Consider the following 21,690-nt stretch of genomic DNA (forward strand, 5'->3'; position numbering starts at 1 on the left):
ATGCAATTGATCACACCGAAGTCCTTTCATCCGATGATTTTATTTTGGATTGCCGTCGCGGCCGGCATTTGTACACTGTACGGTTCAATCCTGATTGCGACACTACTCGTCGCGTACACGTTGTACGGTTATCTCTTACCAAGATATCTTGAGTACCTTGGAGAACGCGTGAGCGTCCGGCTCGTCGAAACGGTTCGGGCTTTCCGGGACGATGCACTCGTCATCCCATTCGAAATTCATAATCCGACACGGTTTTCACTTGGAAAGGTGACCATGTCTGGCCTTCTCGGGGAACAAGTCCGAATCGAAGATGCCAGCAGCCAGTTTTGGCGGAAACATGTCTTTGTACCGCGTCAGGCTAACGTGCCGTTTCAAATCAACGTCACGGCAGCCAAACGGGGAACGATTCGCATCCAGTCGCTTGATATCATGATTTCCGATCCGTTCCATCTGATGACGCTGTACTTGACATTACCAATCCAACAACTCGGTCATGTTTTCCCTGATTTTGCGCCGGCATCGGTCGAATGGAACGAACGTCAGATTCCCGGCGAGACGATTGACCGGTCAAGTCCGTTTACGGACCGCTCGAGCTTTCATTCCGTCGTACCGTATGCAGGCGATGCGAAGACGATCTATTGGTCTGCTTATGCAAAGACCGGAGAACTCTATTCCTATCAATATGATCGGATGCGCAACCATGATTATGCGGTCATCATTGACGGTCTCTCCGCGGACGGTTTAGCCTTACGCGGTGATTTTGAAAAATTACTCTCCCGTGCTGCGACGATTATCCGAGAACTTGAAAAACAAGGGGCGTCATACAGCTTATGGATTTCGATGGTCAACCGGGAGGGACAGTGGTATCACGTTCCCTCTGGAAAAGGAAAAGACCAGTTTCTGCGGACGATGGAATGCCTCGCCCGGATATCGGAATACGATCTGCCGCTCGAGCGCCGCTATTTTACAAAACGTCTCCAACGGACTGTTCCCTCGACGACAGCAGAAATTCATCTTGGGCATCGGCATAAGGGGGCGAGCGCATGATTCTTTGGTGGATTCTCATCATCAGTCTGTTACCAGCACCACTCGTCATTCTGATTTTTCCGTTGCTTGCAGCAATCCCAGCACGCAACATCCGGATTGGACTGCAACTTGCAGCGGCGATTGCGTTTCTATTCGTCTCTCCGCTGATCAGTATGTTGCTGTTACTTGCCATTGCCTTCGGTGCAGGACTCGAGACCGTCGATTATCCTTACAAGTTTGCCATCAGTGCGACGGGAATGAGCGGGTTATGCCTGTTGTTCCCCGGACTTTCTCCGCCGTTAGGCACCTATCTTCTACTAGGTCTATTATGGGCAATTCCATTCTTAAGACAACATCTCGTAGAATGGCGCCGAATCATTGCAAATGTCTCGTTGTTTCTCGGGGGCAGTCTCGTCCTCGTCATCTTGATTCGATTGCTTAAAGAAACCCTGTTTGGTTCTGTTGCGAACTTGACCCGTCCGGCACTTGAGGCGTTCGGCTCACTCTTTACCTGGACATTGCCGCTCGCAGAACGGATTGATCAAAAGACGGCGAAAAATGCGACCGATGTAGCCAACATTGCTCCGCAGAAAAGTCTAGAGGCGGCCAGCATGAGTTCCGACACGCTGTTTTATCTGAACATGGCAGGGATTGTCTTGGCGATTCTCGCCGTCGGTATCACCTTCTATTTGATTCGAAAACGACAAGTCATCACAACGGAAGCAGAACCGGTCGTCCGCATGACGGTGACGAAGCAACCGCCTCCTGTCAAAAAACACAGTCAGCATCCGCTCTTGAAAATCGCCTCGCAACTCGAACAGGCTTTTCCGCGCCGTCATGATGAAACAACCGTCGAGTGGTTGACGCGGATCGAGTTTCCGGAAGCCGCTTCCCATGCACGTCTTCTCGACGGGATTGAATTCAGCCGCAGTGAGCCGGCGTACGATCTGCAACTGTTCCGGAAATATGTCCGGGAACAAATCGAACGCTGAACCAAAAAGAAGGTGCTCCGACACCGGAACACCTTCTTCTTGTTATTTAGAATCAATTTTAGACGCTTTACGCGCGATGATGACAATAAAAACGATGGCAGCAACCGGAAGCACGAGTGGCATCCAGTCCAGGATATACTGTGTATTCATCGTATCCCCTCCTCCAAGACATGCTGATACTCTACAGGTAGCATATTCCAAAAGGCGAGACCATGCAAGCTTCATCAGATCCGGGGCAGTATCGAATAAAGAACAGAGTAATAGATCAAGACACTAGTCAAGACACTATACACCACAAGTATGTACGGAGAAAACTTAGGTTGGCTGTATCGCTTCAACATCTTCAAGGAAAATATCGTAATACCGAGAGCGAATAAAGGACTGAATCCGAACACCACAAGATCCATCGACATGAGAAGTTCTGAGCTAAACAATATATTAAAGGCAAAAATCGATAATAAATACCACAAAGTATACGATAAACAAATAAAGAAGAGGTATGATACGACCGCAATCACACTTCCTGTCCGTTGTTTTTCCATTTGTTGCATGACGTCCCTCCTGCAAAAAAATAAGATATCCTTAATGGTAATCGGAAAAACGTCTTAAAAATATTCAAATATGAATATACGACAAAAAACGACAAAAAGAGCAGCTTTTCTATTTCCGAAAATCTACACGTCTTTTTGTCGTTTCTGTTTTGGAATTAACGTGACGCAACCGGCGTTTGATACACTTTCGCGAGTTCAAGGACTTTATTTTTAAAAGCCTCCCGGCATGCTGCGGGTTCAACGATTTCAGCCTGCTCTGCAAACTGAATCAACCACATCATAAATCCTTGTGAGAACAACGCACTCACTTTGACTTCAAACCACTGCCCTTCTAACCGACGACAGCGGATATCTGTTCCGAATCGGTCGACCACGGTCGGCATGACATGCTCATGGAACTTCAACGTCAATTGTTCCTGCTCCCCACCATACATATTGAACATGCTGCTCAAATACGAGGAGTCGACAACTACAGGTGTCTCAATCGGTTCAAACACATTACAATTGACGATACGGTCGACGCGATAGGTCCGGATTTCATTGACTCGTTCGTCGCGACCAATCAAATAATAGTTCCCGTTGTCAACAATCAGATGTGCCGGTGCGACGAGATAGTAATCCCCGTCTTTTCGGAGTTCGAACTTCCGCGTCCGCTCATTAAATTTACCCTGATATTGAAAACTGATGATGTCTTTTCCGGTGATGGCTTTTTGGATCGTATCAATTGAAAAAGGAATGACGCCTTTCGGTTTTTTGACAGTATGTATGACGGGAGTTAATGTTTCGGCAAGGCGCTTACTCGTCAAAGTATGGATATTTTGAACAAGTATCTCCGTTTCACTTTCTGAAATGAATTTGGCACTTGCGATTGCGTCTACCAACAGCCGGAGGTGGTGTTGTTCAAACGGACGGCTGACCAGATGATATGGAATTGCCAATCCGTTTTTCGTTTCTTCCGCACGGATATCAAATCCGGACTTTATGAGTGCTGCAATATCTTCTTTTAGTGATTTACGTGATAACTTCTCAATCAGCCCCCGCTTGGACAACTCTATGCTAAGTTCTTCCAAAGTCAAGGTATGCTCTTCATCCGAATAATGCTCAAAGATTTCTCGAACTGCCAACAACCGGTCACGGTTGGATAATTTTTCATTTGACACAGGCGTATCCTCATTTCCTATCCATAAGATATTTGATTATAATTGAATTATACCTTAAACAGGAAAAAACAATAACAATAATATGGAAATTTTTAAGAGATAGGAGAATTTGGATGCAACATATTGCTGATTGGAAGAATCACCGGTTTGATTACAGGGACAGTGGAAGCGGTCCCGTTGTTTTGTTGATTCATGGAACACAGTCCGATTACCGGGAAGTGTATCATGTCGAACGGTTGATCGATGCCGGTTACCGGGTGATCGTCCCGTCACGTCCAGGCTATGGAAAAACCTCATTAGACGTCGCCGCTTCTCCCGTCGAGTTGGCGGCATTTTATCGGGAATGGCTGCTGTCCCGACAGATTACAAGCTATACCGTGTACGGCATCTCAGCCGGTGGACCGACCGCAATTGCACTAGCCAGTCATAACCCGGCCGTAAGCGCTCTTGTACTTGCATGTGCCATGACGCATCAAATCTCGCTTCCTTATCAGACTTGGCTTGTAAAACCGTTTCTGCAACGGCCATTGCAAGTCGCTCAACAGTTATTGTGGTATTACGTAAAAGATAAATTGACGAAATTTCCGCAAGAGGCTTCTGTCCGAATGGTCGAGATGACCAGTTTGTTGCAACGTGACGACATCCGCCGGCAGCTATCCGGCACCGACCAACAATTACTGTATCAAGTCGGACTCCAGAATGGACCCGGGCGGGGCGTCTTGTTTGATTTGACACAACAGATTGACCGTCCGCTTTTACAAACCATCACCTGCCCTGTCTTGATCGTCCACTCGAAAGCAGACCGGGCGGTTCCGTTTGAACATGCGCTTTACGCGCGACGGGCGATCGCACATGCCCAGTTCATCGAATCACACAGTCCCGGACATTTAATTTGGATTGGACCGTCCGCCCGCCGTGATGAACGGATGATTGAACGGTTCATTGCCTTAAATCACTTGTAGCCGCACGCGTAATTTTAGTTTCTCATCCTCTTCCTCAATCGAAATGATGCCTCGTGCAGTCAACTCTTCGATTGCGAGTTGGGTCCGTTCTAAATTAAAGCGGGCGTATCGGGCAATTTCCGATATCCCCATGCGACAGGACAATTGATTGGCTTTGATTTTCGAAGACGGTTTAGCAACAGAACGTTGTAGCAACCGCCAAAAGACTTGCCGCGCATCATCCGACAGCGCGTACGCGTTCTTTTCAATGACAGGCGGGACATACCGGATATCTTCCCGAATCCGGCGAATCAAGTACAGACTCAACCAATCTTCGACGTCCGCTTGAATCCGGAAAAACTCAAACCACCACAATTGATCGAGTGCTTCCGCTTCATCCTGACGAAGTGCCCAAGAAAGCGGGATTTCATCGAATTCTTCTTCCAAAAAATCTTCATAATCAAGTGCTGTTTCATACAACACCTGAGGAGCAATTCGATCAAGCGCTTCCCGTTTTCGGTACAGGTCAAAGCTCATCCGTCGGAAATGCTCCACAGAACCTGCAACTTGACTGAGTTGCATCAATTGTTTCGTGATCAACCGGGCTAAACCGTCCAGTTCTAATTGACTGGCGTATAAATGTTTTTCAAGGGCGATCAATGTACTTCGTTCCATCAGACAGTTCCTCCTCTGTTCCTGGCATGCTTCTTGTCTTTTGCCGCAAATCGGACATTCAAAACCATCCACTTGATCGAATACTATCATGCCTTTCACTTTTCGCTTAAGAAGGTTTACGTCAAAAGTAATCAGGGAATATTTTGTTTTGATTGCAGCACGTTCAGGATCTTTACACGTTCAGGATCTTTAAATGATGCCGTTGGAAGGAGAGCGACGTATTACTTACAGCGCTCCGGAAAAGACCCCGGTCTTAACAGGGGTATTAGACATACGAAATATCACCTAAAAAGGAGGATGCGGGCGGCATCCTCCTTTTTAGTGCATCAGTCTTTATCTACTTTGACATTTTGATCAGCGGGCAACGTTGTTGTCGTCTCTTCCTCTTCAAGTTTCGGAACACCGGCACCGTACTCTGTCGTTTCGTCTGTTACATAAGATGCGGCAAACGCTGGATTCAGAAGATCTGACTTTGAACCGACTATGACGATTCGACCATGGCGAACTTCGTCTTCCAAATCCTCGGCGACGTCTTTCGTCATTCCGAGCTCTGACAACTGGGCAATCCGATCTTTCCGGTTACTGCGGACGGTCGCCATCAACGTTTCGAAAAATGATTTTTTCGTCACGCGGTACGCAAGTGTTTGTGTATCATTCGCAATTCGTTCCGCCAATTCTTCATCCTTCGCGAAAATGTAAATTTGTTTATTCGAATAACCGCTTGATTTTAAGCTAGTCACTTCCGCATCAACGGCCGTCATATTTCGTACGATTCGTGTTTCAATCATTTTGTTTCCTCTCCTTTATGCGAGCCAACTGTGTTTACTCTCGATATAAAGTTATTCCCGAAACATAATGAATAAAACATGCATCTAAAAAACGAATCAAACGACCTTTTGCAGTCGTGCCGGAGTACGGCGTTTCCATAACACCGTCAGTCCGATGAGGACACATAATCCAATTTGAGGGATCAGCGTCTCATACGTAGGATAAAAACCGAGCCAAGAAACCGTCGGCACGTATGGCGCGACGTGTATCGGCACGATTCCCGTCAGTTGCAAGGCATGCAGACTGGCTCCAAGAATCTTAAACGCCATCAGATAAATCAGACAGGTCGCCGCTAAAAACAGCCGCTGAACCGGCAGACGGACACCCCAATAGATCACAAGAATGGAAACGAGCGTAATCACAAGAATCGCAGCACCAATTCCGCCAGACAAGGCGACAGGCGTCATCGCAGGCGCCATTCCCGCATAAAATAACAGCGTCTCAGCGCCTTCTCGGAAAATCGTCAAAAAACTGACCGCAAACAAGGAATGACCGGCAAATGATGCCGCCAGTTCCGTCTGTCTTGAGGAAACAGCAGTTTTCGTATGCAACCATGATCCCACCAGCAGCATCATAAAGACGGCGAGGAGCCCCGTCCAGCCTTCGATCTGTTCCCGACCGACCGCAGCAAGCGCTGTTGAGAAGAAACGTTGAATCGATAAGGCCAATCCTCCGCTTGCTACTAACCCCATGACAGCCCCGCTCCATATGAGACGTTCACCCGCGAGCTTGGCTTTCCGGGTGAATGCGACGAGGGCACTGATGATCAGCAATGCTTCCAGACCTTCCCGCAACATGACGAACATGGCATCAATAAAGGAGTACGTGGTTTTCTCTGTCAACACTTGAAGTGAGGTAATGATTGGTGCCAAGTCGGTCCGGGTGGACTCCATCGTCGTTTCATCTAAACGCGACAACAGAACAGGCACATCTGATTCAATCGTCGTATATAAAGAACTGCTCCGCGTACGAACTTCCCCTTCCCCGCTCGGCCAACGCTTAATAAATGTTGTCAGTGTCTTCTCGGCTGCCGGTATATCCTGATCCTCGAGTTGCTGATCCGCTTGTTTGAGTAACGCGACCAGTTCAGCGAGTCCCGTCTGCTTCACCGTTTCAACGGCATCCCCTTGCAGGAAGGAGCGGATACTCGCATCAAACTGATCCAGTGCTTGATTCAGCTCCGATGGATCAAATGTTTCACGTGCCAAAGCAATCCGGATCGCGGACAATCCCATTTCGACTTGACCGTAATGTCCGATGCTCGTCTCTCGGACAACCGTTTCGCGGTCGGTCCAGGCCGCCAGTAAATCGGACTGTAGCTTCTTCCGTTCGGACATCGATCCAGCATGTCTGAGCTGCTTCGTCCAAGTAAACAACTCTGTCAGCCGTTTTTCAGCAGCAGGATCTGATTTCGGACGTCCCGTTTCTTCCAGTGCACGGACAGCCGTCGACAGTTTCGTCAGCTGCTGTCTGACTGCCGGCAGAGAGGTCTGCTTTTGTACGGCCGTCAATCGTTGTTGAATCACCTTTTGCTCGGCAGAGACCGGTAAACGGTCAACCTGCTGCTCAAGCGTCTGCAGTGCAGTCTTAAGACTGCTCCGGTCCTGATCGTTGGCTGCCGACAGGGCTTGACCAATCGAGACGTAGAGCGCATCGGTTTTCGAATCCGCATGAACAACCGAAATTCCGACGGTCGTACAAAGGAGTACCGTCATGAACACGTTAAGCAAAGAGCGCATCACCGATGTAGCCTCCTTTTTGAATCCCGCCGAAACAGGCAAAAACAGCACTGCCACGGTGGGTAATGTATTCATTTAAGCGGTCGGACGCCGCCAACCGTCGTTGGATGGTGACGAACTGTTCCGGTGACCGTTGGTATGATAAAAATAACAGTCCGGCATCGAGGGCTCCGGTCGTTTCATTGATGCCCGCCTGGTAGGAATAGGAGCGGCGTAACAACTGTTCTGTTCCTGATCCGTGTGCGACCGCGGTGTGTGAATCTTTTGGAAGTGGTGCTTCACCGCGCGCCGTCCGCTGGCTTGGCGTCACCGCAGCAAACTCTTCTTTGGATCCGAGCGGAGCTCCGGATGCGCGTTCCCGTCCGAAGGTCCGCTCCTGTTCTTTCAGGATTGTCCGGTCCCAGACCTCGAGATGCATCTGAATTCGGCGGACGACCAGAAAACTGCCGTTCGTCAACCACGGCGAGCCGTCCTGCCATTGGTAAAAGAGGTGTTGATTCCGGACGGAAGCCTGCGACGAGTCCGGATTACCGGTTCCATCCTTGAATCCGAAGAGATTCCGAGGTGTCCCTCCTGCCGCATCCGCCACCTTTGACCGTTGAAAACCGGCTTGGGTCCAGCGGATTTTGACGACGCCCCGACCGATCCGAGTCAAGTTTCGTAAGGCATGGAACACGACTTGTTGATCGTCGGCACAAATCTGGACGACAAGGTCACCACCCGACCATTTCGGATCCAGCTGATCAAGGTCAAAGACCGGCAATTCCCGGAGAAGATCAGGACGTTTATGACCGATTCCGAACCGGTCGTCCGTAAATAAACTGCGGCCGCAGCCGAATGTAAACGTCAAATGACTCGCCGACAGTCCATCTGCCTCTCCCGTATCTTCCGGCGGGACATACGCACTGTCCGAGTCGCCGAGCGGCAGTCCGGCTGTCAACCGGGCACATGCCCGCGTCCAACGTTTTAAGAGATCAATCAACTCATCGCGCCGGGTTGTCTGGACGTCAAAAGCGACCACTTGAACATGATTTTGAGCTGGTGTCAGAATACCCGCTTGATATTTACCGTAAAACGGGACTTGGTCCGTCGCCTGAGCCGTCAAGGCACGCGGTAAAAAACGTTCGATGCCGCTTGCATAGAGGGCAGCCCCAAGACCGGTCAATCCAGCTACTTTTAAGACGTCACGCCGTGTGACGCCCTCTTCGATCGCGTTTCGTGTCATCGATCAACCCTCCAGTACGATGCCCATTTTCGAGAGCGGCTCTGCCAACTCATTGATGGCTTGACTCAATTGTTTGACGTCGGCTTTCGATAATTCGGTATAGAGGACGTAGCCGTCACCTTTCTTTTTGGCGTCCAACAAGGTGTTGACATCGTTGAAGCGGGCCGCAATTTCCTTCGACAGCGCGGAATCCTGCTTTTTTAACGCCGGATCCAATAACTGATAAATTTTTTCGGCGCCTTGGACGTTGGCTGCGAAGTCATATAAGTCGGTATGCGAATACCGGTCCTCTTCGCCTGTGACTTTTGATGTCGAGACTTCGTTCAATAAGTCGGTCGCACCGGTGACGAGCAGTTCCGGCGTCACTTCAACCGTCTCGACTTTTGCCCGGAGCAGATGGACATCCTTCATCAATTGATCCGCATAGTCTTCATATCCTTTTGTTGTTCCTTTTTCAAACAATCCTTGCTCGATCCGGTGATAGCCACCCCACTCCGACGCTTTGACGTCCCCTTCACGGGCATCGATTTTTGGGTCAAGATCCCCGAATACTTCCGCGATTGGTTCCGCCCGTTCATAATGCATCCGTGTTGGCGCATAAAGTGCTTTCGCCTGTTTCAAGTCTCCTTCTTTGACCGCTGTCGTGAACGCTTCCGTCTGTTTCGTAAATTGCTCCAGTTCCGCAATCGCATATGTCCGGTAATCCGAAACAACTTGCTCGAATCGATCCGGCTTGGCCGCAGCAGGTGTTGTTGGCGTTGGTTGTTCATTACATGCTGCCAGTAAAGCCGTCATCGATAATAGTCCGATCGTCAGTGTTTTTGTATGTCGCATGGATGGTTCCCCCTGATTATTAAGTAAGTTCATCAATCAGTATAGTCGATAATGATAATCGTTATCAATATATTTCGATAAAAAAATCCTCTGCCTGTAGAGGATGCTGTCTGCAGGCAGAGGACTCCATACGATTTAAGAGTCGCGTTTTTTAAAATAGGTCCGCGAAATGACAAATGCGACGATTCCGAAGCCGATAAACACAAAGGCTTTTTGAATCAAAGACAAGAATGATAAGTCGAACAACAACAATTTGAAGGCACTGACTGTCAGCAACAGCAGACCCGACAGACGCCAGGCCGCCGTTCCACGGACACGACCAATCGCTACAAGGACAAACGATAACAGGATGTAGGCGACAGACAACGTCGTGCTCCGATCCGTCTGATCAAGCGTGGCATAAAACGGCAGTTCCATCACGATCAACGTATAGGTCACGAAGACACCGACCGCTGCAAAAAATAAGACGACCTGCCAATACTTCTGCCAGATTGCTTCCCCATGCGTCCGGACGAGCAAGACAATGAAGGCGGTCGTCGCGACCGTCAAACCGAACACGGAGACTGCGTACGACTGATCGTTAAACCGATACGATTCATACGTACCGATCGTATACAGGACAAACATCAAATATACGGCAACACCGAAAAAGCGTTGGTACGGCATTTCCTGCCGTTTGATAAACCACAGTCCGGCAATCGTAACGGCATATAGAGCCGAACGAAATTGATCACCGAAGCTCAGCGGATCGACCGGTAATTGCGAAATGGCAAACAAGATAGCAAGATGTCCAACGCCGTTTTGCCACGCATCCTTCGTTTGATTCGCGACGACGTAAGCGAGTAGTGCAAACAGAACCGCGAGTCCGTAAACAAACGGCCAATCGACCACGGACAGACTGAGCAGGACGAACCCGCCCGCCAGCCAGCTCGGATAATTGTAAGTGATCGGAAGTCTGGTCCCAACGTATGCAAGACCGAGATAGCCCATGAAGGATGCCGTGAGTAAGGTGATTTCATCAATCAAGGGGCGTGTCTCAAAATTGACAGTGAGACTGCCGAAAATCAACGCCAGGAAAAAGATACCGGCAGTAACCGGGTATGCTTTGACTGCCTGCAGACGAAGAACGGCAAACAACAATGCCGTAAACAACAGGACTTCATACAGTAAAAACAAGAAGACGTTCGGCTCATCCGTTAATTGGAGAAACGGTAATAAAAAGCCGGTGATCGAGACTAAAATCAACAACGCCGTTGACCGCATCCACAACATCAATCCGTACGCAATCGCGAGTACGACGATTTCCAGTAAAAATGCGAGTAACGGAGGATAAAATTGATATAAGGCCATACCGGCGAATAACGCGGACAAGGACACAATCGTTCCTGTTGCAACAAGCCCGACACCGAGCTCCCGCCGTTTCTTCTCATACTGAAACTCACCAAGTGCCATGACGAGCAGTCCGATCACGACCCCGCTCCCGATCCGGACTGCCGGACTGATCAAACCGGCCATGGAAGCGTACGAAAACAGGAAAATCGCGCCGATTGCCGCAAAAATCGCCCCGATCCGCGGTAACCAGACCGTTGCCAAAACATTTTCCCACTCGTCCCGTGTCCGGGCTTTCTTGACGACAGGTGTCCGTTGCTTTTTGACGAACGCCGGACGGACGGCTGGACGGGCGACAGAAGAAACCGGTTCGCCTTTCATGTCTGCGTCTGCCGCCGGTTGTTGCTCCAAACGATCGAGTCGTGCCTTTAACTGTGCGACTTCTTGCTCAAGCTGTTCCAAACGTGTTTCATCCATCTTCTCACCGGTCCTTTCTGGATGACGTGCTGGGTGAACCCCGAGCGGTTGTTATTATTTTACTCGTTTTTTAATCAATTCCCATTTCTTTAAAATCCGTAACGCTGTTACCTCTTGATCCCTATGGATACAAAAGAAAAAAACCGGTGAAGCGGAAAGCTTCACCGGCAGACAGATTAACGGACAGATAAGGCGTATTGTCCTGTCGTATTGTAGACAGACGTAAATTGTGACCGGCTGACCGTATATTTTCCACGGTATGGATCCGACACAGTAAACGAGTTGCTTGAGACACCCGTTACGAGCATGACGTGGTAGTTACGGTAGCCTGTAAACGTTTTGCCGTCCGGCTTGATCCATGAGAAGTAACCATATGGATTTTTAAAATCAACCGTCGCCCAAACGATGACCGGATTTCCGCTCCGGATTTCACTTTCGATCTTACTGACCCCTTGTTTTGAGATATCGGCTGCCCCGCTCCGATATTTTTTCGCGAGCGGCAGGATGCCTTTCGGGTAAATGCCCCAGTTTTTGTAATAATCGAGGGTTCCGGCAGGATTTCCGGTAAACATCTTTTCCGGATCCGCCCAGTAGTATTTCCCGTTTTTGTATGTGGCATTTTTCATGCTTTTTGGCATTTGATTGTACAGCGAAGCAGCAGAGACCGCTTTTTTCTTGTACTCGAGTGCCATTTTCAACGAAACGAATTCACAACCGGATGGATAACCCAATGAGTACTGATTGTAATACGGTACGTTTAATTGTTTCGTTGAACTGCTTGGAGCAGTCTTCGTCAAGTATTGTGTCGAGACATAACGGTAGCTCCCGTTGTATAAAATACGGGTCCAACTGCCGGATGTGCCGTATGAAGCCACTTTGACCCCTTTGTTCAATTGCGTAATCGTTTTAGAAGTTGTACTTGGACCTGTTCTGACGTTCAATGTGCCAACCGTCGTATAACGGGCACCGGTCGACGCATATTTCGAGGTCGTCGACGTTCGGACATAGTCCTTGTGTATGTAACCGGTCCGTGATTTATACGTGATCTTGTACCAACTGCCGGATGTGCCATTCGACGTGTAGACGGCACCTTTCGTAATGTTTCCGAGAATCTTGCTTGTCGTCGACGGCTTTTCGCGAACACGCAACACATCTGTCGTGACGGTCAACTTCGTGGCGGCTTCTGCGATGAGCGACGGACTAAACAAGCCGATCAACACCCCCGCGATGATGAAGGACGAAATGATTTTTTTCATGATAAACCCCCTTTGGATGTAATATACACAGGTTTTCCCATCTTTTTGAAATATTAATCAATATTCCATAAGAAAATTCTGAAAAATCGTGATATCTTTTCCTTTATAACAAAAAATCTCAGCTCTGCCTAGACAGATTGCTGAGATGTAATTATATTGATATCGAAAAAAATTCATTTTTTAACATTCAAAATGAACGGAGAAGGTTGTGAAAAGCCCTGTTCCATCAAATGTGCGACGAGCTTTGTCTCGTCTTCGGTGACAGGTAAAGGTGCATCGTGGACGATACTGTCGTAAAAGGCCCGGTACAACTTCCCGTAATCACCGACCGGACTTGGAATCCGGACATCCTGCAAGTGACCGTGGTCATCATGATACAGCAGTCGCCCGTAATCATCTTCCGAATCTTCTCCGAAGCCTTCTTCTCCCGGGAAGTAGTTGGCCTTCAGATCGAGCTCTTGCCGGTCCACGTGTTGTTTGATGAACGTACCGTTTGTCCCGTGCAACATCCAGCGTGGTGCACCGGCTAAAGCGACATGACTCGTCCGGACACTGACCTTGAGTTCCGGATAATAAAAATCAAGTGCAAACGTATCATCCGGATTCCCGGCTAAGCGGACCGAACGGATGTCATAGCCGACTTGGTCCGGTTTTCCGAACAAGGCGACAATCTGATCAATCGTATGGACGCCGAGACCGTACAATGCGCCATTCTCGTTTGTCGCGATGGCCGGTGCCGCTTCCGGTCGGTAGAGATCAAAATGCGAGACAACTTCGACGAGACGTCCCAGTTTACCGGACCGGATGACTTGCTCGACGACTTGAAAATCACTGTCGAAACGCCGGTTTTGATAGGCCAACAGTTTAACTCCCTGTTGCTTGGCGACTTCGAACAACTGCGTCGTCTCCTGCTCCGTCACCGTAAACGGTTTTTCGACCAGGACGTGTTTTCCGTGTTGTAACGCTTGTAGGGCATAGGCAAAATGCGTGGCGGGTGGTGTATTGATGACGACGACTTGCAACTCCGGATCCCGCAGCATCGCGTCGAGATCCGTCGTAAAGCGGACGCCGGGTAACTGATCAGCATACGTTTTTTCGAGATCAGGTTTTGCTTTTCGATTGTAAATCCACGTCACGTCAAAATTTTCCTCAATCATGACGTAGGGTAGATGATAACGGGTCGTACTTTTTCCAAAACCGATGAAACCAATCTGAAGACGCATCTGATCACTCCTCGAATCATTCTTTTTACTAACCATACCAAAGCACACGTCACTTGTCCTGACTAAAGAGGGTCTCAGTGCGAAAGGACGGCAACCGGATACTCATATGTCGAAAAACCGTCACGAATTCCCCGGCTTTCAAACCCGAAGGACGGATAATACGTATTTAAAAACGAATTCGTTGCGACACAATCCAACCGGAGACGTTCCTGTTCAGCTATCGCGACAGCAATGACATGCTGGATCAGCTGTTTTCCGACACCCAATCCTTTTGCCGATTCACTGACGACAATCCGGTGAATATATAAACCTTCCGCATCATCCCATAAGGCTTTATCCCAATCGAGTGAAGGCAACAGCGCAATCGAACCAAGAAGCCGGCTGTCCCGTTCATACACGTACAAACGTCCTGCTGAAAAATCTGCTGCGACGAGCGCGTCCAGATCTGCCTTCAGATACGCGGACCATTGTTCGCTTCCGCCTGCTTGTAATAATTCGGCCTTATGTCTGAGAAGTGCCGCAATCTGTTTTACATCTTGTGTTGTAGCTTGTCGAATCATAGTAGTCCTCCTGAAAAAAAATTCTCCTTCATCCTAACGAAAGTGAACATAGAAGAAAACCGATTTGCACAAACTACATGGAAATTTTAAAAAACAGCATCAATTTGTTATTTTTTTCATATTTCAAAATTATATACTCCTATATTGTATGCTAGGAGCGTGATCAGACCCCCAGTCTGCACAACATAGGTCTACCGACTCCCCACGAGTCGGTAGACCTTTTTTGGTTACGTTAACCCGACCCATTGTTTCGAGAGGTGTCGCGCTTGTCGGCGGTAGGTCTCGTCTTCGACGACCGGATTACTGAGACGCGGTGCGGAATCCGCATAATACCCTCCGTTTTCAAGACGGTCATCCGTCGTTGCAAGGTACAACGCCGTTTTGGCTCCGTATTCCGGCGTATACAATTTTCCTGTCCAATACCCGATTTGAGCAATTGGCTTTAAGACGGTTTTGAGCATTTTTCCGTATTTTCCACGATAGAATAAGTCCGTATTGACGATGCCCGGATGGACACTGACAAACGTCACCCGGTCTCCGTGTTGTTCCGCCAGTTCACGCATGTGCACCATCTGTAACAATTTTGATTCCCGGTATGACCGCATCGGATTGTATTGTTCCTTTTTGACATGCGCCATCGCTTCGAGTTCGATGTCCGTCCGAATCAACCCACCTTCACCGGCAAGTGACGAGATGGAGATGACGCGGGGATCTTGCCCTTGTTCAAGAAGCGGGAGCAACCGTTCAATTAAATAAAAGTGGCTGAGGTAATTGACTTGGAACTGAGACTCGAACCCGTCCTTCGTCCGGTGGTACGGTGGGACCATGACACCGGCGTTCAGAATCAGCCGGTCGATGCGACCGATTCGATCAAATAGCAGATCCGCAAATTGACGGACCGAGTTCAGTTGATCCAGTTGGACGATCTCAACCTCCAAGTTCGTATGGGAGACCCCATGTTCGCGCAACAATTGAACGAGTAACGTCGCCTTCTTGGCTGAGCGGACGGTCGCGATGACCCGGTCCCCACGTTCGAGTAATGCTTGAATCGTGACCATGCCCATACCGGAATTTGCTCCTGTAACCACACAAATATTCATGAAACTGCCTCCTCTTTTCGGATCGGTGATACCATATGCTACCTGTTTTCCTTTTTTTTCGGATTTGTACACATGTTCTTGAAAACTATTTTTCCGAATCGGTGCAAAAGAATGACGTATACTAAAGAAAAGACACCTTTCATTTAAAGGGAGTGAGTGCATGTGAACGAAGCGACCGTCCTGTTACTTGCCGGCATCTTACTGTTACTCGCGATCATCACGACGAAATTTGCCGTTCGTCTGAATGTCCCGACCCTGATTTTGTTTGTTTTTGTCGGAATCCTCGCCGGAACCGATGTCACGGGATGGATTGATTTTGCGGATTTTGAACAAGCACGGCTGTTTGGGACAATCGCTCTGGTCATCATCTTGTTTGACGGCGGACTTAACACCAGATGGAAAAACTTTAAGCCGGTGTTACCGGCGGCATTATCGCTCGCGACCACCGGCGTCCTCGTGACGACCGGATTGATTGCAGTCGTTGCGCACTACCTGCTTGATTTCAGTTGGCCGATTGCGTTGTTGATCGGAGCACTGGTCGGGTCGACGGATGCGGCAGCCGTCTTTTCATTGCTCAACGGACAATCGATTGACCAAAAAGTCAAACACACACTGGAAGCGGAGTCCGGAACCAACGATCCGATGGCCGTCTTCCTGACAATCCTCTTTACGGAGTTCGCCCTCAGTCCGGCTGCATTTTCGATCGGTCAAGGGATCGTGGCGTTGCTTTACGAGATGGGGCTTGGACTCCTGATGGGTCTCGTGATCGGTTGGGGCTTAACAACATTGATGAACCGGATTCAGCTTCAATCTTCCGCCCTCTATCCGACGCTGTTGATCAGCGGCGCCCTTCTCTCCTATGGCGTGGCGACGAGTTTGCACGCTAGTGGATTCCTCGCCGTGTATGTGACAGGCATTTGGCTCAGCAATCACGATTTGATTTACCGGGACATCCTTGTCCGTTTCAGCGGCAGTTTGTCCCATTTGGCGGAAGTCGGGATGTTCATCATGCTCGGTCTGCTTGTCTTTCCGAAACAGTTGCTCGATCCACAAACGCTACTCGTCTCCGCTGTCATCGTCCTGACGCTGGTACTGATCGCCCGACCGTTCGCCGTCTTTTTGTCCCTACTGCCGTTTCCCTATAACGTCCGGGAACAAAGTGTCATCACGGCAGCCGGATTACGCGGTGCCGTTCCAATCATCTTGGCGACCTATCCGTTATCAAGCGGTTTGCCGGAAGCGAACCTGTTGTTCAACATCGTCTTCTTTACAGTCATGACATCCGCTCTGTTGCAGGGGACGGCCTTACCGTGGATCGTCAAATTGATGAAGCTTGATGTCAAACCGCTGATTGATGTTGAACCTTTGATTCAGTTCATGACCGTCGCCAATCCGAACGCCGAGATTGTCGAAGTCAGTGTCCCGTCGTTTTGCCGCATCGACGGGAAAACCCTGCAAGAAATCGAGATGCCGCAAGACTTGCTGGTCGTCGCGGTGATTCGAAACGATACCATCATCACCCCACGGGGACAAACCCGGCTGATCGGCGGAGATCAGTTGTTGATTTTGACACCGAAGCAGTCGGAAGAACGGATCAGGAAGTTGATTGCCTCCCTCGGACTCGGACAGCCGTTTTCGGATTAAAAAAAGCGCTTGTCCGCTCTCCGTAAATCGAGAGACGACAAGCGCTTTTTCGAGCGTGTATCATGTTGTATCAGCTTGCTCTGCTACAGCAGCTGATTCATCGGTGCGTCTGATCTGGACGACTCCGGGCGGGCGGTGCGGAAAGGTAAGCGTCAGACCGCCAAAGCGGCAGCTGTCGTTCCCGTTTTGTGCCCGGTCGATCCATTCGATGGGTTCGCGGCGCGCCAGGCTGTGACGAATTCGGTTTTCGACTTGTTGCCGCGATATTCCTTGGCAGTCGACCGCGGTCAAATAGGTCGTTTCATCGGACTCGAATTGTTGCCAAATTCCTAACAGAAGCTGTCCCACGGCACTGACGGGTGTCCCGTCCGGCTCACCGGCACCGACCGCTTGATCGAGCAGTTGAATCGTCTCACCGGACGTGGCACCGATGGCCAAAATCCGGCGGGATCCTTGTTGCATGACGCGAAAGCGCTTCTGCCCTTCTTCGAGCCACAAGCGCTGTGCAAACGGATTGACCGGGATTCCGTGGAAGAACGTGACTGTTCCCCGCCAGGCAAACCCAAATGACGGGTCATATTGACGGATCGTTTCCATCGCCTGTTGTAAAAACGTCTGAATCTCGACCTGTTCGGTCTGTAGTTGCTTGCGTACATCCTCAAACTGATGAATCGGGACGCGGATGGGAACCGGTGTGAACAGTTCTCCCTCCGGCACGCAGTGCGGGACTAAGACGTGACCATCAAATCGATAATCAGTGGCTGGTCGACCGGTCCGACCGACCAAGACTTGCCAATCGTCCCCGTCCGGTGCAAAGGCATAGGTCTGATGCGCAAATGACGGAGCGACGAACAAGCCCGGAAACGACTCAAACGTCGAAATCCGTAGGACTTCTCCATCGTTCCATTCCTCTTCGATGACGCGGATCAGTTGACCGGTCGAAGAGACCTGGTCCGTTAAGTAACGCCCGGTATTGCTGTAAAAACCTAAGATGAATTCACGTTCTTCTTCTTCGAAGGTCATCATCGTCATCTGGAACAACGATTGGACTTGTGCTTCCGCAAACAAATCGTCAACTTCTTCCGGATGGTGCGATTCAATCGCCACCATTTGCCAACCCATTCGTTCATATAAAGTGATCGTGATCGGGAAAAACAGGAACGCTCCGTGTGTCGCCTCGAGCTTCAGCATATCCTGCATCGCCAGTCGTTCAATCCGTAAATCAAATCCCATCCGTTCAAAATGGTCTTGCATACGTCTTTTCCAGTGCGTGAACTCCATGTTTTTCCCTCCTTGCTGATTATGCTCGTTTACGAAGCGGATTCTTTGACCAGTAAATGTACAGTCCGACTAATCCGGCGATTCCAATCACATACGAAGCAGTTCCACTGACTTGAATCAAGACGTCCGGATTCGGAACGAACGTAATCAGAACAGCTTTATACGTCGCGAACAGTATGAAGCTGATAATGAATTGTGCCCAGACCCGCTTTTTGACGAGACGGATTTTCGGTGACGTGATTAAGATCGACATTGCATCGATTAAAAATAATGCGATGATAGAAAAGAGGATATAGTCGGCTAACGCAAATTGAAAAATGCCGTCGATTCCTTCGATGAAGATGAACATCAGAATCGTCGAGACATAGTTGCGGGTCCACCGTTTTTGCGTCTCGGCGCGGCGGCGTTCCGGGATTTCGGCAATCATTTGATCGAGCCGTTCCTCCGGCGATTGTCCGTGCACCGTTTCGAACGGCTTTTGCGACCGTTGTGCTTCGTACAAATCGGCTTGGAGACGGTGTTCGATTTCCGTCCGCTCCGGTTCTTCCACATTCAGGTTGAGTCGTGGTAACAACGACTCTAAAATACGTGTGTTGGCTTTAGTTAGTTTCAAGCGAGATCCCCCTTTTTCATGTTTAAGTATAACGGTTTAACGGGAAAAATACTTCTAAGGAAGATGGCGATTACTTGACGAATCCGCCATAAATATTCAGAATAGTGAGAAATATTACTTTATCTTTAGAAGTGGAGGTAAACAGATGCGTCAAACTTTAACGAATACTACCTTACTTGCCGTCATGGCGAGCGTCGGCATCGTGTTGCCGTCGACCGATGCGGATGAAACACCGGAGACAGACATCGTTCCGTCAGAACAAACCGCTATCACTGAGTCTCCGATGGAACCAACTGAATAAAAGCATGACCCCTTTCCACCAGCGACGGAAATACGGGTCATGCTTTTATTTTGCGTTGCCCGGCATCGTGACGGTTTCCTCCACCGTCACCGTCCAGGTCACAATCGTTGTACTGTCCCGGACATCGTGTCGTTCAATCGTTTCAAGCAGCGTAGCAAGTGCCGTTTCGGGTTGTCTCGCAAACAGCGTCGCCATCGTCTCCGGATCTTCGAATGGTGTTCCGGGACATTCGACCAAACCGTCTGTCGTCACCAGGATACGGTTGATGCCGCGCCGTAACTCACGGATGCCGCGCGTGTAACACGGAACCGGTAAATCAAACGTGTTGACCCGCCCAATCCATTCAAAAAATTGACGTTCGTTCAGTTTGAACTGACGATGCCGGCTCAAGTCCGGGTGGAACAGATATGCCAGCACGTCGCCGACCGATAACCACCACAAATATTTTCCTTTTCGCGCAAGGAACAAACAGGCCGTCTCCCCTTGTACGCTCCGGCAGGTCGTCCGAAAAGCTTCGTCCTGCAAAAGTCCGAGCAACAACTGTTCCAGTGACGAAAATGCCTGTTCGACCGGCTGATGTAACGTTTGTTCGATTTCCTGCTGATGCCGTGTCATCTGCCGCACGACTGCACTGGCGCTCTCTGCTGTATCGTGGGCGTCGAGCACCAGCGTGAATTCCCAATCGTCACCAAGCCAGATCAAACATCCGTCCTCATTTTTCGTTTGCCCTGCCCGACTGCATCCGCCAAACCTGCCGACCGCGACGTGACCGATGGTTTGAATGTCTATCTGATCGACGAACGCCGATTCATTTCCTACCCAAGACAACTGAGTTCCTGTCATGGCTTGCTCCTTTCGAAACAAGACACTACGTACGCTTGTTTCTTTTTAATAGAGACAGCGTAGCATACGGACATGAAGCTGGTATATTTATCCTGTTTCAAATCAGGTCAATACAAAAACGAGAACGGCGGATGCAACATCTGCCGTTCTCGCCTCTATGGTTTATAGCGGTGTGACGAAAGGTTCGATAAACAACCGGAGCCGTTTTTGATAATTCTCTGGATCTTTGGAAGACGTGTCGTCGTGTCCTGCTCCCCGGACCGGGTACAGCTGTTTGAGACCGGGTTTCGCTTGGTACAGTTCATAGGCCATCCGCGACGGGACACGTTGATCGTCCGTTCCGTGAATGAATAAGGTCGGAACCATGATGCGTGAGGTCTGTCGCGTGACGGACACATCCCCATAAAAGAAATCCTGTCGGAATTTGTTGAACGTACTGGCAGCAGCCAGTGACGGACCCGCGGGATACGGGAGATTTTCTTTGGCACGGAATGCCAACCAATCGTCGAGACGGGCGTAAGCTCCTTCCGAGATGACGACTTTCAGCTGTTTCGGGACATCTGTCTCCCCGGCAGCCAACAAGGCCGTCGCGCCTCCAACACCTAGTCCGTGATATAAAATTTGGCTTGTCGGTCCATTTTCCGCAATCAGCTGGTTTGTCCAATCAATCAAATCCAACCGGTCCAACCAACCAGAGTTCCGTGCCTCCGTGTCTTGTCGTTCGACAAGCAGGACATGGTAACCCAATTGTTCGTGGTACAAGCGGATCAGTGAAAACAGGGAGGCCTGGTGTGGTGTATCGTCAGGTAGAACAATGACTGTTTTGTCAGAAGCCTCTGTTGCGGCAAGGTACTGACCAACACGTTCCGGTCCTGATGTCGTCAGCTTTTTCGATACGACGTCTTGTTCGGTAAACCACGTTTGATCATCGGTTTGCTTCTCATCAGACGTTTTGCTTTCGCTTGCTAACAGGCGGGACGCATCGGACTGTCCACTGAGCGTCTGTTGAATCCGGTGACCATCATACAGAATCAATCCACTGATGATCAGTACGGGGATAAGGATGACGAATAACCATCTGCGCACGCTGTA

21 protein-coding genes are annotated in these 21,690 nt (G+C 49.5%); 5 read left to right on the forward strand and 16 right to left on the reverse strand.

The genetic code is table 11. The annotated features are described in order from the left end of the window. Positions 1 to 1,047: a DUF58 domain-containing protein gene (locus ACHA8N_RS06145; RefSeq protein WP_393965101.1), complete on the forward strand. Its 1,047-nt coding sequence runs from the start codon at positions 1 to 3 to the stop codon at positions 1,045 to 1,047. After that, a complete protein-coding gene (locus ACHA8N_RS06150) occupies positions 1,044 to 2,018 on the forward strand; it encodes a hypothetical protein (RefSeq protein WP_393965102.1) in 975 nt (324 codons plus the stop codon). The genes ACHA8N_RS06145 and ACHA8N_RS06150 overlap by 4 nt, the downstream gene beginning before the upstream one ends. Before the next feature lie 224 nt (positions 2,019 to 2,242). On the opposite strand, the gene ACHA8N_RS06155 is transcribed toward ACHA8N_RS06150, so the two are convergent. Both ACHA8N_RS06155 and ACHA8N_RS06160 read right to left on the reverse strand, forming a co-directional pair. After that, positions 2,243 to 2,569: a hypothetical protein gene (locus ACHA8N_RS06155; RefSeq protein WP_147511087.1), complete on the reverse strand. Its 327-nt coding sequence runs from the start codon at positions 2,567 to 2,569 to the stop codon at positions 2,243 to 2,245. Between the two features lie 155 nt (positions 2,570 to 2,724). Next, positions 2,725 to 3,729: a helix-turn-helix transcriptional regulator gene (locus tag ACHA8N_RS06160; RefSeq protein WP_393965103.1), complete on the reverse strand. Its 1,005-nt coding sequence runs from the start codon at positions 3,727 to 3,729 to the stop codon at positions 2,725 to 2,727. Positions 3,730 to 3,842: 113 nt separating this feature from the next. Between ACHA8N_RS06160 and ACHA8N_RS06165 the strand changes: the two genes are divergently transcribed. After that, a complete protein-coding gene (locus ACHA8N_RS06165; RefSeq protein WP_147511085.1) occupies positions 3,843 to 4,691 on the forward strand; it encodes an alpha/beta fold hydrolase in 849 nt (282 codons plus the stop codon). On the opposite strand, the gene ACHA8N_RS06170 is transcribed toward ACHA8N_RS06165, so the two are convergent. The 10 genes from ACHA8N_RS06170 to ACHA8N_RS06215 form a co-directional block, all read right to left on the reverse strand. Continuing rightward, positions 4,677 to 5,345: a hypothetical protein gene (locus ACHA8N_RS06170; RefSeq protein WP_147511084.1), complete on the reverse strand. Its 669-nt coding sequence runs from the start codon at positions 5,343 to 5,345 to the stop codon at positions 4,677 to 4,679. The genes ACHA8N_RS06165 and ACHA8N_RS06170 overlap by 15 nt on opposite strands. Positions 5,346 to 5,671: 326 nt before the next feature. Then, positions 5,672 to 6,133: a general stress protein gene (locus ACHA8N_RS06175; RefSeq protein ID WP_147511083.1), complete on the reverse strand. Its 462-nt coding sequence runs from the start codon at positions 6,131 to 6,133 to the stop codon at positions 5,672 to 5,674. A 96-nt stretch (positions 6,134 to 6,229) separates the two neighbouring features. Then, the gene (locus ACHA8N_RS06180) at positions 6,230 to 7,912 is read right to left on the reverse strand and encodes an FTR1 family iron permease (RefSeq protein WP_393965153.1); all 1,683 of its coding nucleotides are present in this window, start codon (positions 7,910 to 7,912) and stop codon (positions 6,230 to 6,232) included. Continuing rightward, the gene (gene efeB, locus ACHA8N_RS06185; RefSeq protein ID WP_393965104.1) at positions 7,896 to 9,137 is read right to left on the reverse strand and encodes an iron uptake transporter deferrochelatase/peroxidase subunit; all 1,242 of its coding nucleotides are present in this window, start codon (positions 9,135 to 9,137) and stop codon (positions 7,896 to 7,898) included. Before efeB ends, ACHA8N_RS06180 begins: the two co-directional genes overlap by 17 nt. A 3-nt stretch (positions 9,138 to 9,140) precedes the next feature. After that, entirely contained in the window at positions 9,141 to 9,971 is an 831-nt protein-coding gene (gene efeO / locus ACHA8N_RS06190) for an iron uptake system protein EfeO (RefSeq protein WP_147511081.1), read from the reverse strand. A gap of 135 nt (positions 9,972 to 10,106) precedes the next feature. Then, complete coding sequence (locus tag ACHA8N_RS06195; protein WP_393965105.1) at positions 10,107 to 11,777, reverse strand: DUF2339 domain-containing protein; 1,671 nt, start codon at positions 11,775 to 11,777, stop codon at positions 10,107 to 10,109. Between the two features lie 176 nt (positions 11,778 to 11,953). Then, entirely contained in the window at positions 11,954 to 13,033 is a 1,080-nt protein-coding gene (locus ACHA8N_RS06200; protein ID WP_393965106.1) for an SH3 domain-containing protein, read from the reverse strand. A gap of 173 nt (positions 13,034 to 13,206) precedes the next feature. Then, positions 13,207 to 14,256, reverse strand: coding sequence for an oxidoreductase (locus ACHA8N_RS06205; protein ID WP_393965107.1), 1,050 nt, complete (start codon positions 14,254 to 14,256; stop codon positions 13,207 to 13,209). Positions 14,257 to 14,330: 74 nt separating this feature from the next. Further along, positions 14,331 to 14,816 carry a GNAT family N-acetyltransferase gene (locus ACHA8N_RS06210; protein ID WP_393965108.1) on the reverse strand — a complete coding sequence of 162 codons (486 nt, stop codon included), beginning with the start codon at positions 14,814 to 14,816 and terminating at the stop codon, positions 14,331 to 14,333. Between the two features lie 227 nt (positions 14,817 to 15,043). After that, a complete protein-coding gene (locus ACHA8N_RS06215; protein WP_393965109.1) occupies positions 15,044 to 15,916 on the reverse strand; it encodes an SDR family NAD(P)-dependent oxidoreductase in 873 nt (290 codons plus the stop codon). A gap of 162 nt (positions 15,917 to 16,078) precedes the next feature. On the opposite strand from ACHA8N_RS06215, the gene ACHA8N_RS06220 reads away from it, so the two are divergent. After that, entirely contained in the window at positions 16,079 to 17,560 is a 1,482-nt protein-coding gene (locus tag ACHA8N_RS06220; RefSeq protein WP_393965110.1) for a potassium/proton antiporter, read from the forward strand. Positions 17,561 to 17,620: 60 nt separating this feature from the next. Here the strand turns inward: ACHA8N_RS06220 and ACHA8N_RS06225 are convergent, their stop codons facing one another. Both ACHA8N_RS06225 and ACHA8N_RS06230 read right to left on the reverse strand, forming a co-directional pair. Then, positions 17,621 to 18,841, reverse strand: coding sequence for a hypothetical protein (locus ACHA8N_RS06225; RefSeq protein WP_393965111.1), 1,221 nt, complete (start codon positions 18,839 to 18,841; stop codon positions 17,621 to 17,623). A 19-nt stretch (positions 18,842 to 18,860) separates the two neighbouring features. Continuing rightward, entirely contained in the window at positions 18,861 to 19,454 is a 594-nt protein-coding gene (locus ACHA8N_RS06230; protein WP_393965112.1) for a hypothetical protein, read from the reverse strand. 145 nt (positions 19,455 to 19,599) lie between these two features. Here ACHA8N_RS06230 and ACHA8N_RS06235 point away from each other — a divergent pair, with 145 nt between their 5' ends. Next, complete coding sequence (locus ACHA8N_RS06235) at positions 19,600 to 19,755, forward strand: hypothetical protein (protein WP_393965113.1); 156 nt, start codon at positions 19,600 to 19,602, stop codon at positions 19,753 to 19,755. Between the two features lie 45 nt (positions 19,756 to 19,800). On the opposite strand, the gene ACHA8N_RS06240 is transcribed toward ACHA8N_RS06235, so the two are convergent. Continuing rightward, a complete protein-coding gene (locus ACHA8N_RS06240; protein ID WP_393965114.1) occupies positions 19,801 to 20,598 on the reverse strand; it encodes a protein phosphatase 2C domain-containing protein in 798 nt (265 codons plus the stop codon). Positions 20,599 to 20,760: 162 nt separating this feature from the next. Continuing rightward, complete coding sequence (locus ACHA8N_RS06245; RefSeq protein WP_393965115.1) at positions 20,761 to 21,684, reverse strand: alpha/beta hydrolase; 924 nt, start codon at positions 21,682 to 21,684, stop codon at positions 20,761 to 20,763. Between the last annotated feature and the right edge of the window lie 6 nt (positions 21,685 to 21,690).

The organism is Exiguobacterium sp. S22-S28, assembly GCF_043359615.1.
In the GTDB taxonomy this organism is placed as follows: Bacteria; Bacillota; Bacilli; order Exiguobacteriales; family Exiguobacteriaceae; genus Exiguobacterium_A.

Bases quoted from the DNA above. Each gene is read 5' to 3' on its own strand.
- ACHA8N_RS06235 (WP_393965113.1), top strand. From the start codon at position 19,600: ATGCGTCAAACTTTAACGAATACTACCTTACTTGCCGTCATGGCGAGC.
- efeB (WP_393965104.1), bottom strand. From the start codon at position 9,137: ATGACACGAAACGCGATCGAAGAGGGCGTCACACGGCGTGACGTCTTA.
- ACHA8N_RS06200 (WP_393965106.1), bottom strand. From the start codon at position 13,033: ATGAAAAAAATCATTTCGTCCTTCATCATCGCGGGGGTGTTGATCGGC.
- ACHA8N_RS06170 (WP_147511084.1), bottom strand. From the start codon at position 5,345: ATGGAACGAAGTACATTGATCGCCCTTGAAAAACATTTATACGCCAGT.
- ACHA8N_RS06195 (WP_393965105.1), bottom strand. From the start codon at position 11,777: ATGGATGAAACACGTTTGGAACAGCTTGAGCAAGAAGTCGCACAGTTA.
- ACHA8N_RS06205 (WP_393965107.1), bottom strand. From the start codon at position 14,256: ATGCGTCTTCAGATTGGTTTCATCGGTTTTGGAAAAAGTACGACCCGT.
- ACHA8N_RS06155 (WP_147511087.1), bottom strand. From the start codon at position 2,569: ATGCAACAAATGGAAAAACAACGGACAGGAAGTGTGATTGCGGTCGTA.
- ACHA8N_RS06150 (WP_393965102.1), top strand. From the start codon at position 1,044: ATGATTCTTTGGTGGATTCTCATCATCAGTCTGTTACCAGCACCACTC.
- ACHA8N_RS06210 (WP_393965108.1), bottom strand. From the start codon at position 14,816: ATGATTCGACAAGCTACAACACAAGATGTAAAACAGATTGCGGCACTT.
- efeO (WP_147511081.1), bottom strand. From the start codon at position 9,971: ATGCGACATACAAAAACACTGACGATCGGACTATTATCGATGACGGCT.
- ACHA8N_RS06215 (WP_393965109.1), bottom strand. From the start codon at position 15,916: ATGAATATTTGTGTGGTTACAGGAGCAAATTCCGGTATGGGCATGGTC.
- ACHA8N_RS06175 (WP_147511083.1), bottom strand. From the start codon at position 6,133: ATGATTGAAACACGAATCGTACGAAATATGACGGCCGTTGATGCGGAA.
- ACHA8N_RS06225 (WP_393965111.1), bottom strand. From the start codon at position 18,841: ATGGAGTTCACGCACTGGAAAAGACGTATGCAAGACCATTTTGAACGG.
- ACHA8N_RS06180 (WP_393965153.1), bottom strand. From the start codon at position 7,912: ATGCGCTCTTTGCTTAACGTGTTCATGACGGTACTCCTTTGTACGACC.
- ACHA8N_RS06145 (WP_393965101.1), top strand. From the start codon at position 1: ATGCAATTGATCACACCGAAGTCCTTTCATCCGATGATTTTATTTTGG.
- ACHA8N_RS06240 (WP_393965114.1), bottom strand. From the start codon at position 20,598: ATGACAGGAACTCAGTTGTCTTGGGTAGGAAATGAATCGGCGTTCGTC.
- ACHA8N_RS06165 (WP_147511085.1), top strand. From the start codon at position 3,843: ATGCAACATATTGCTGATTGGAAGAATCACCGGTTTGATTACAGGGAC.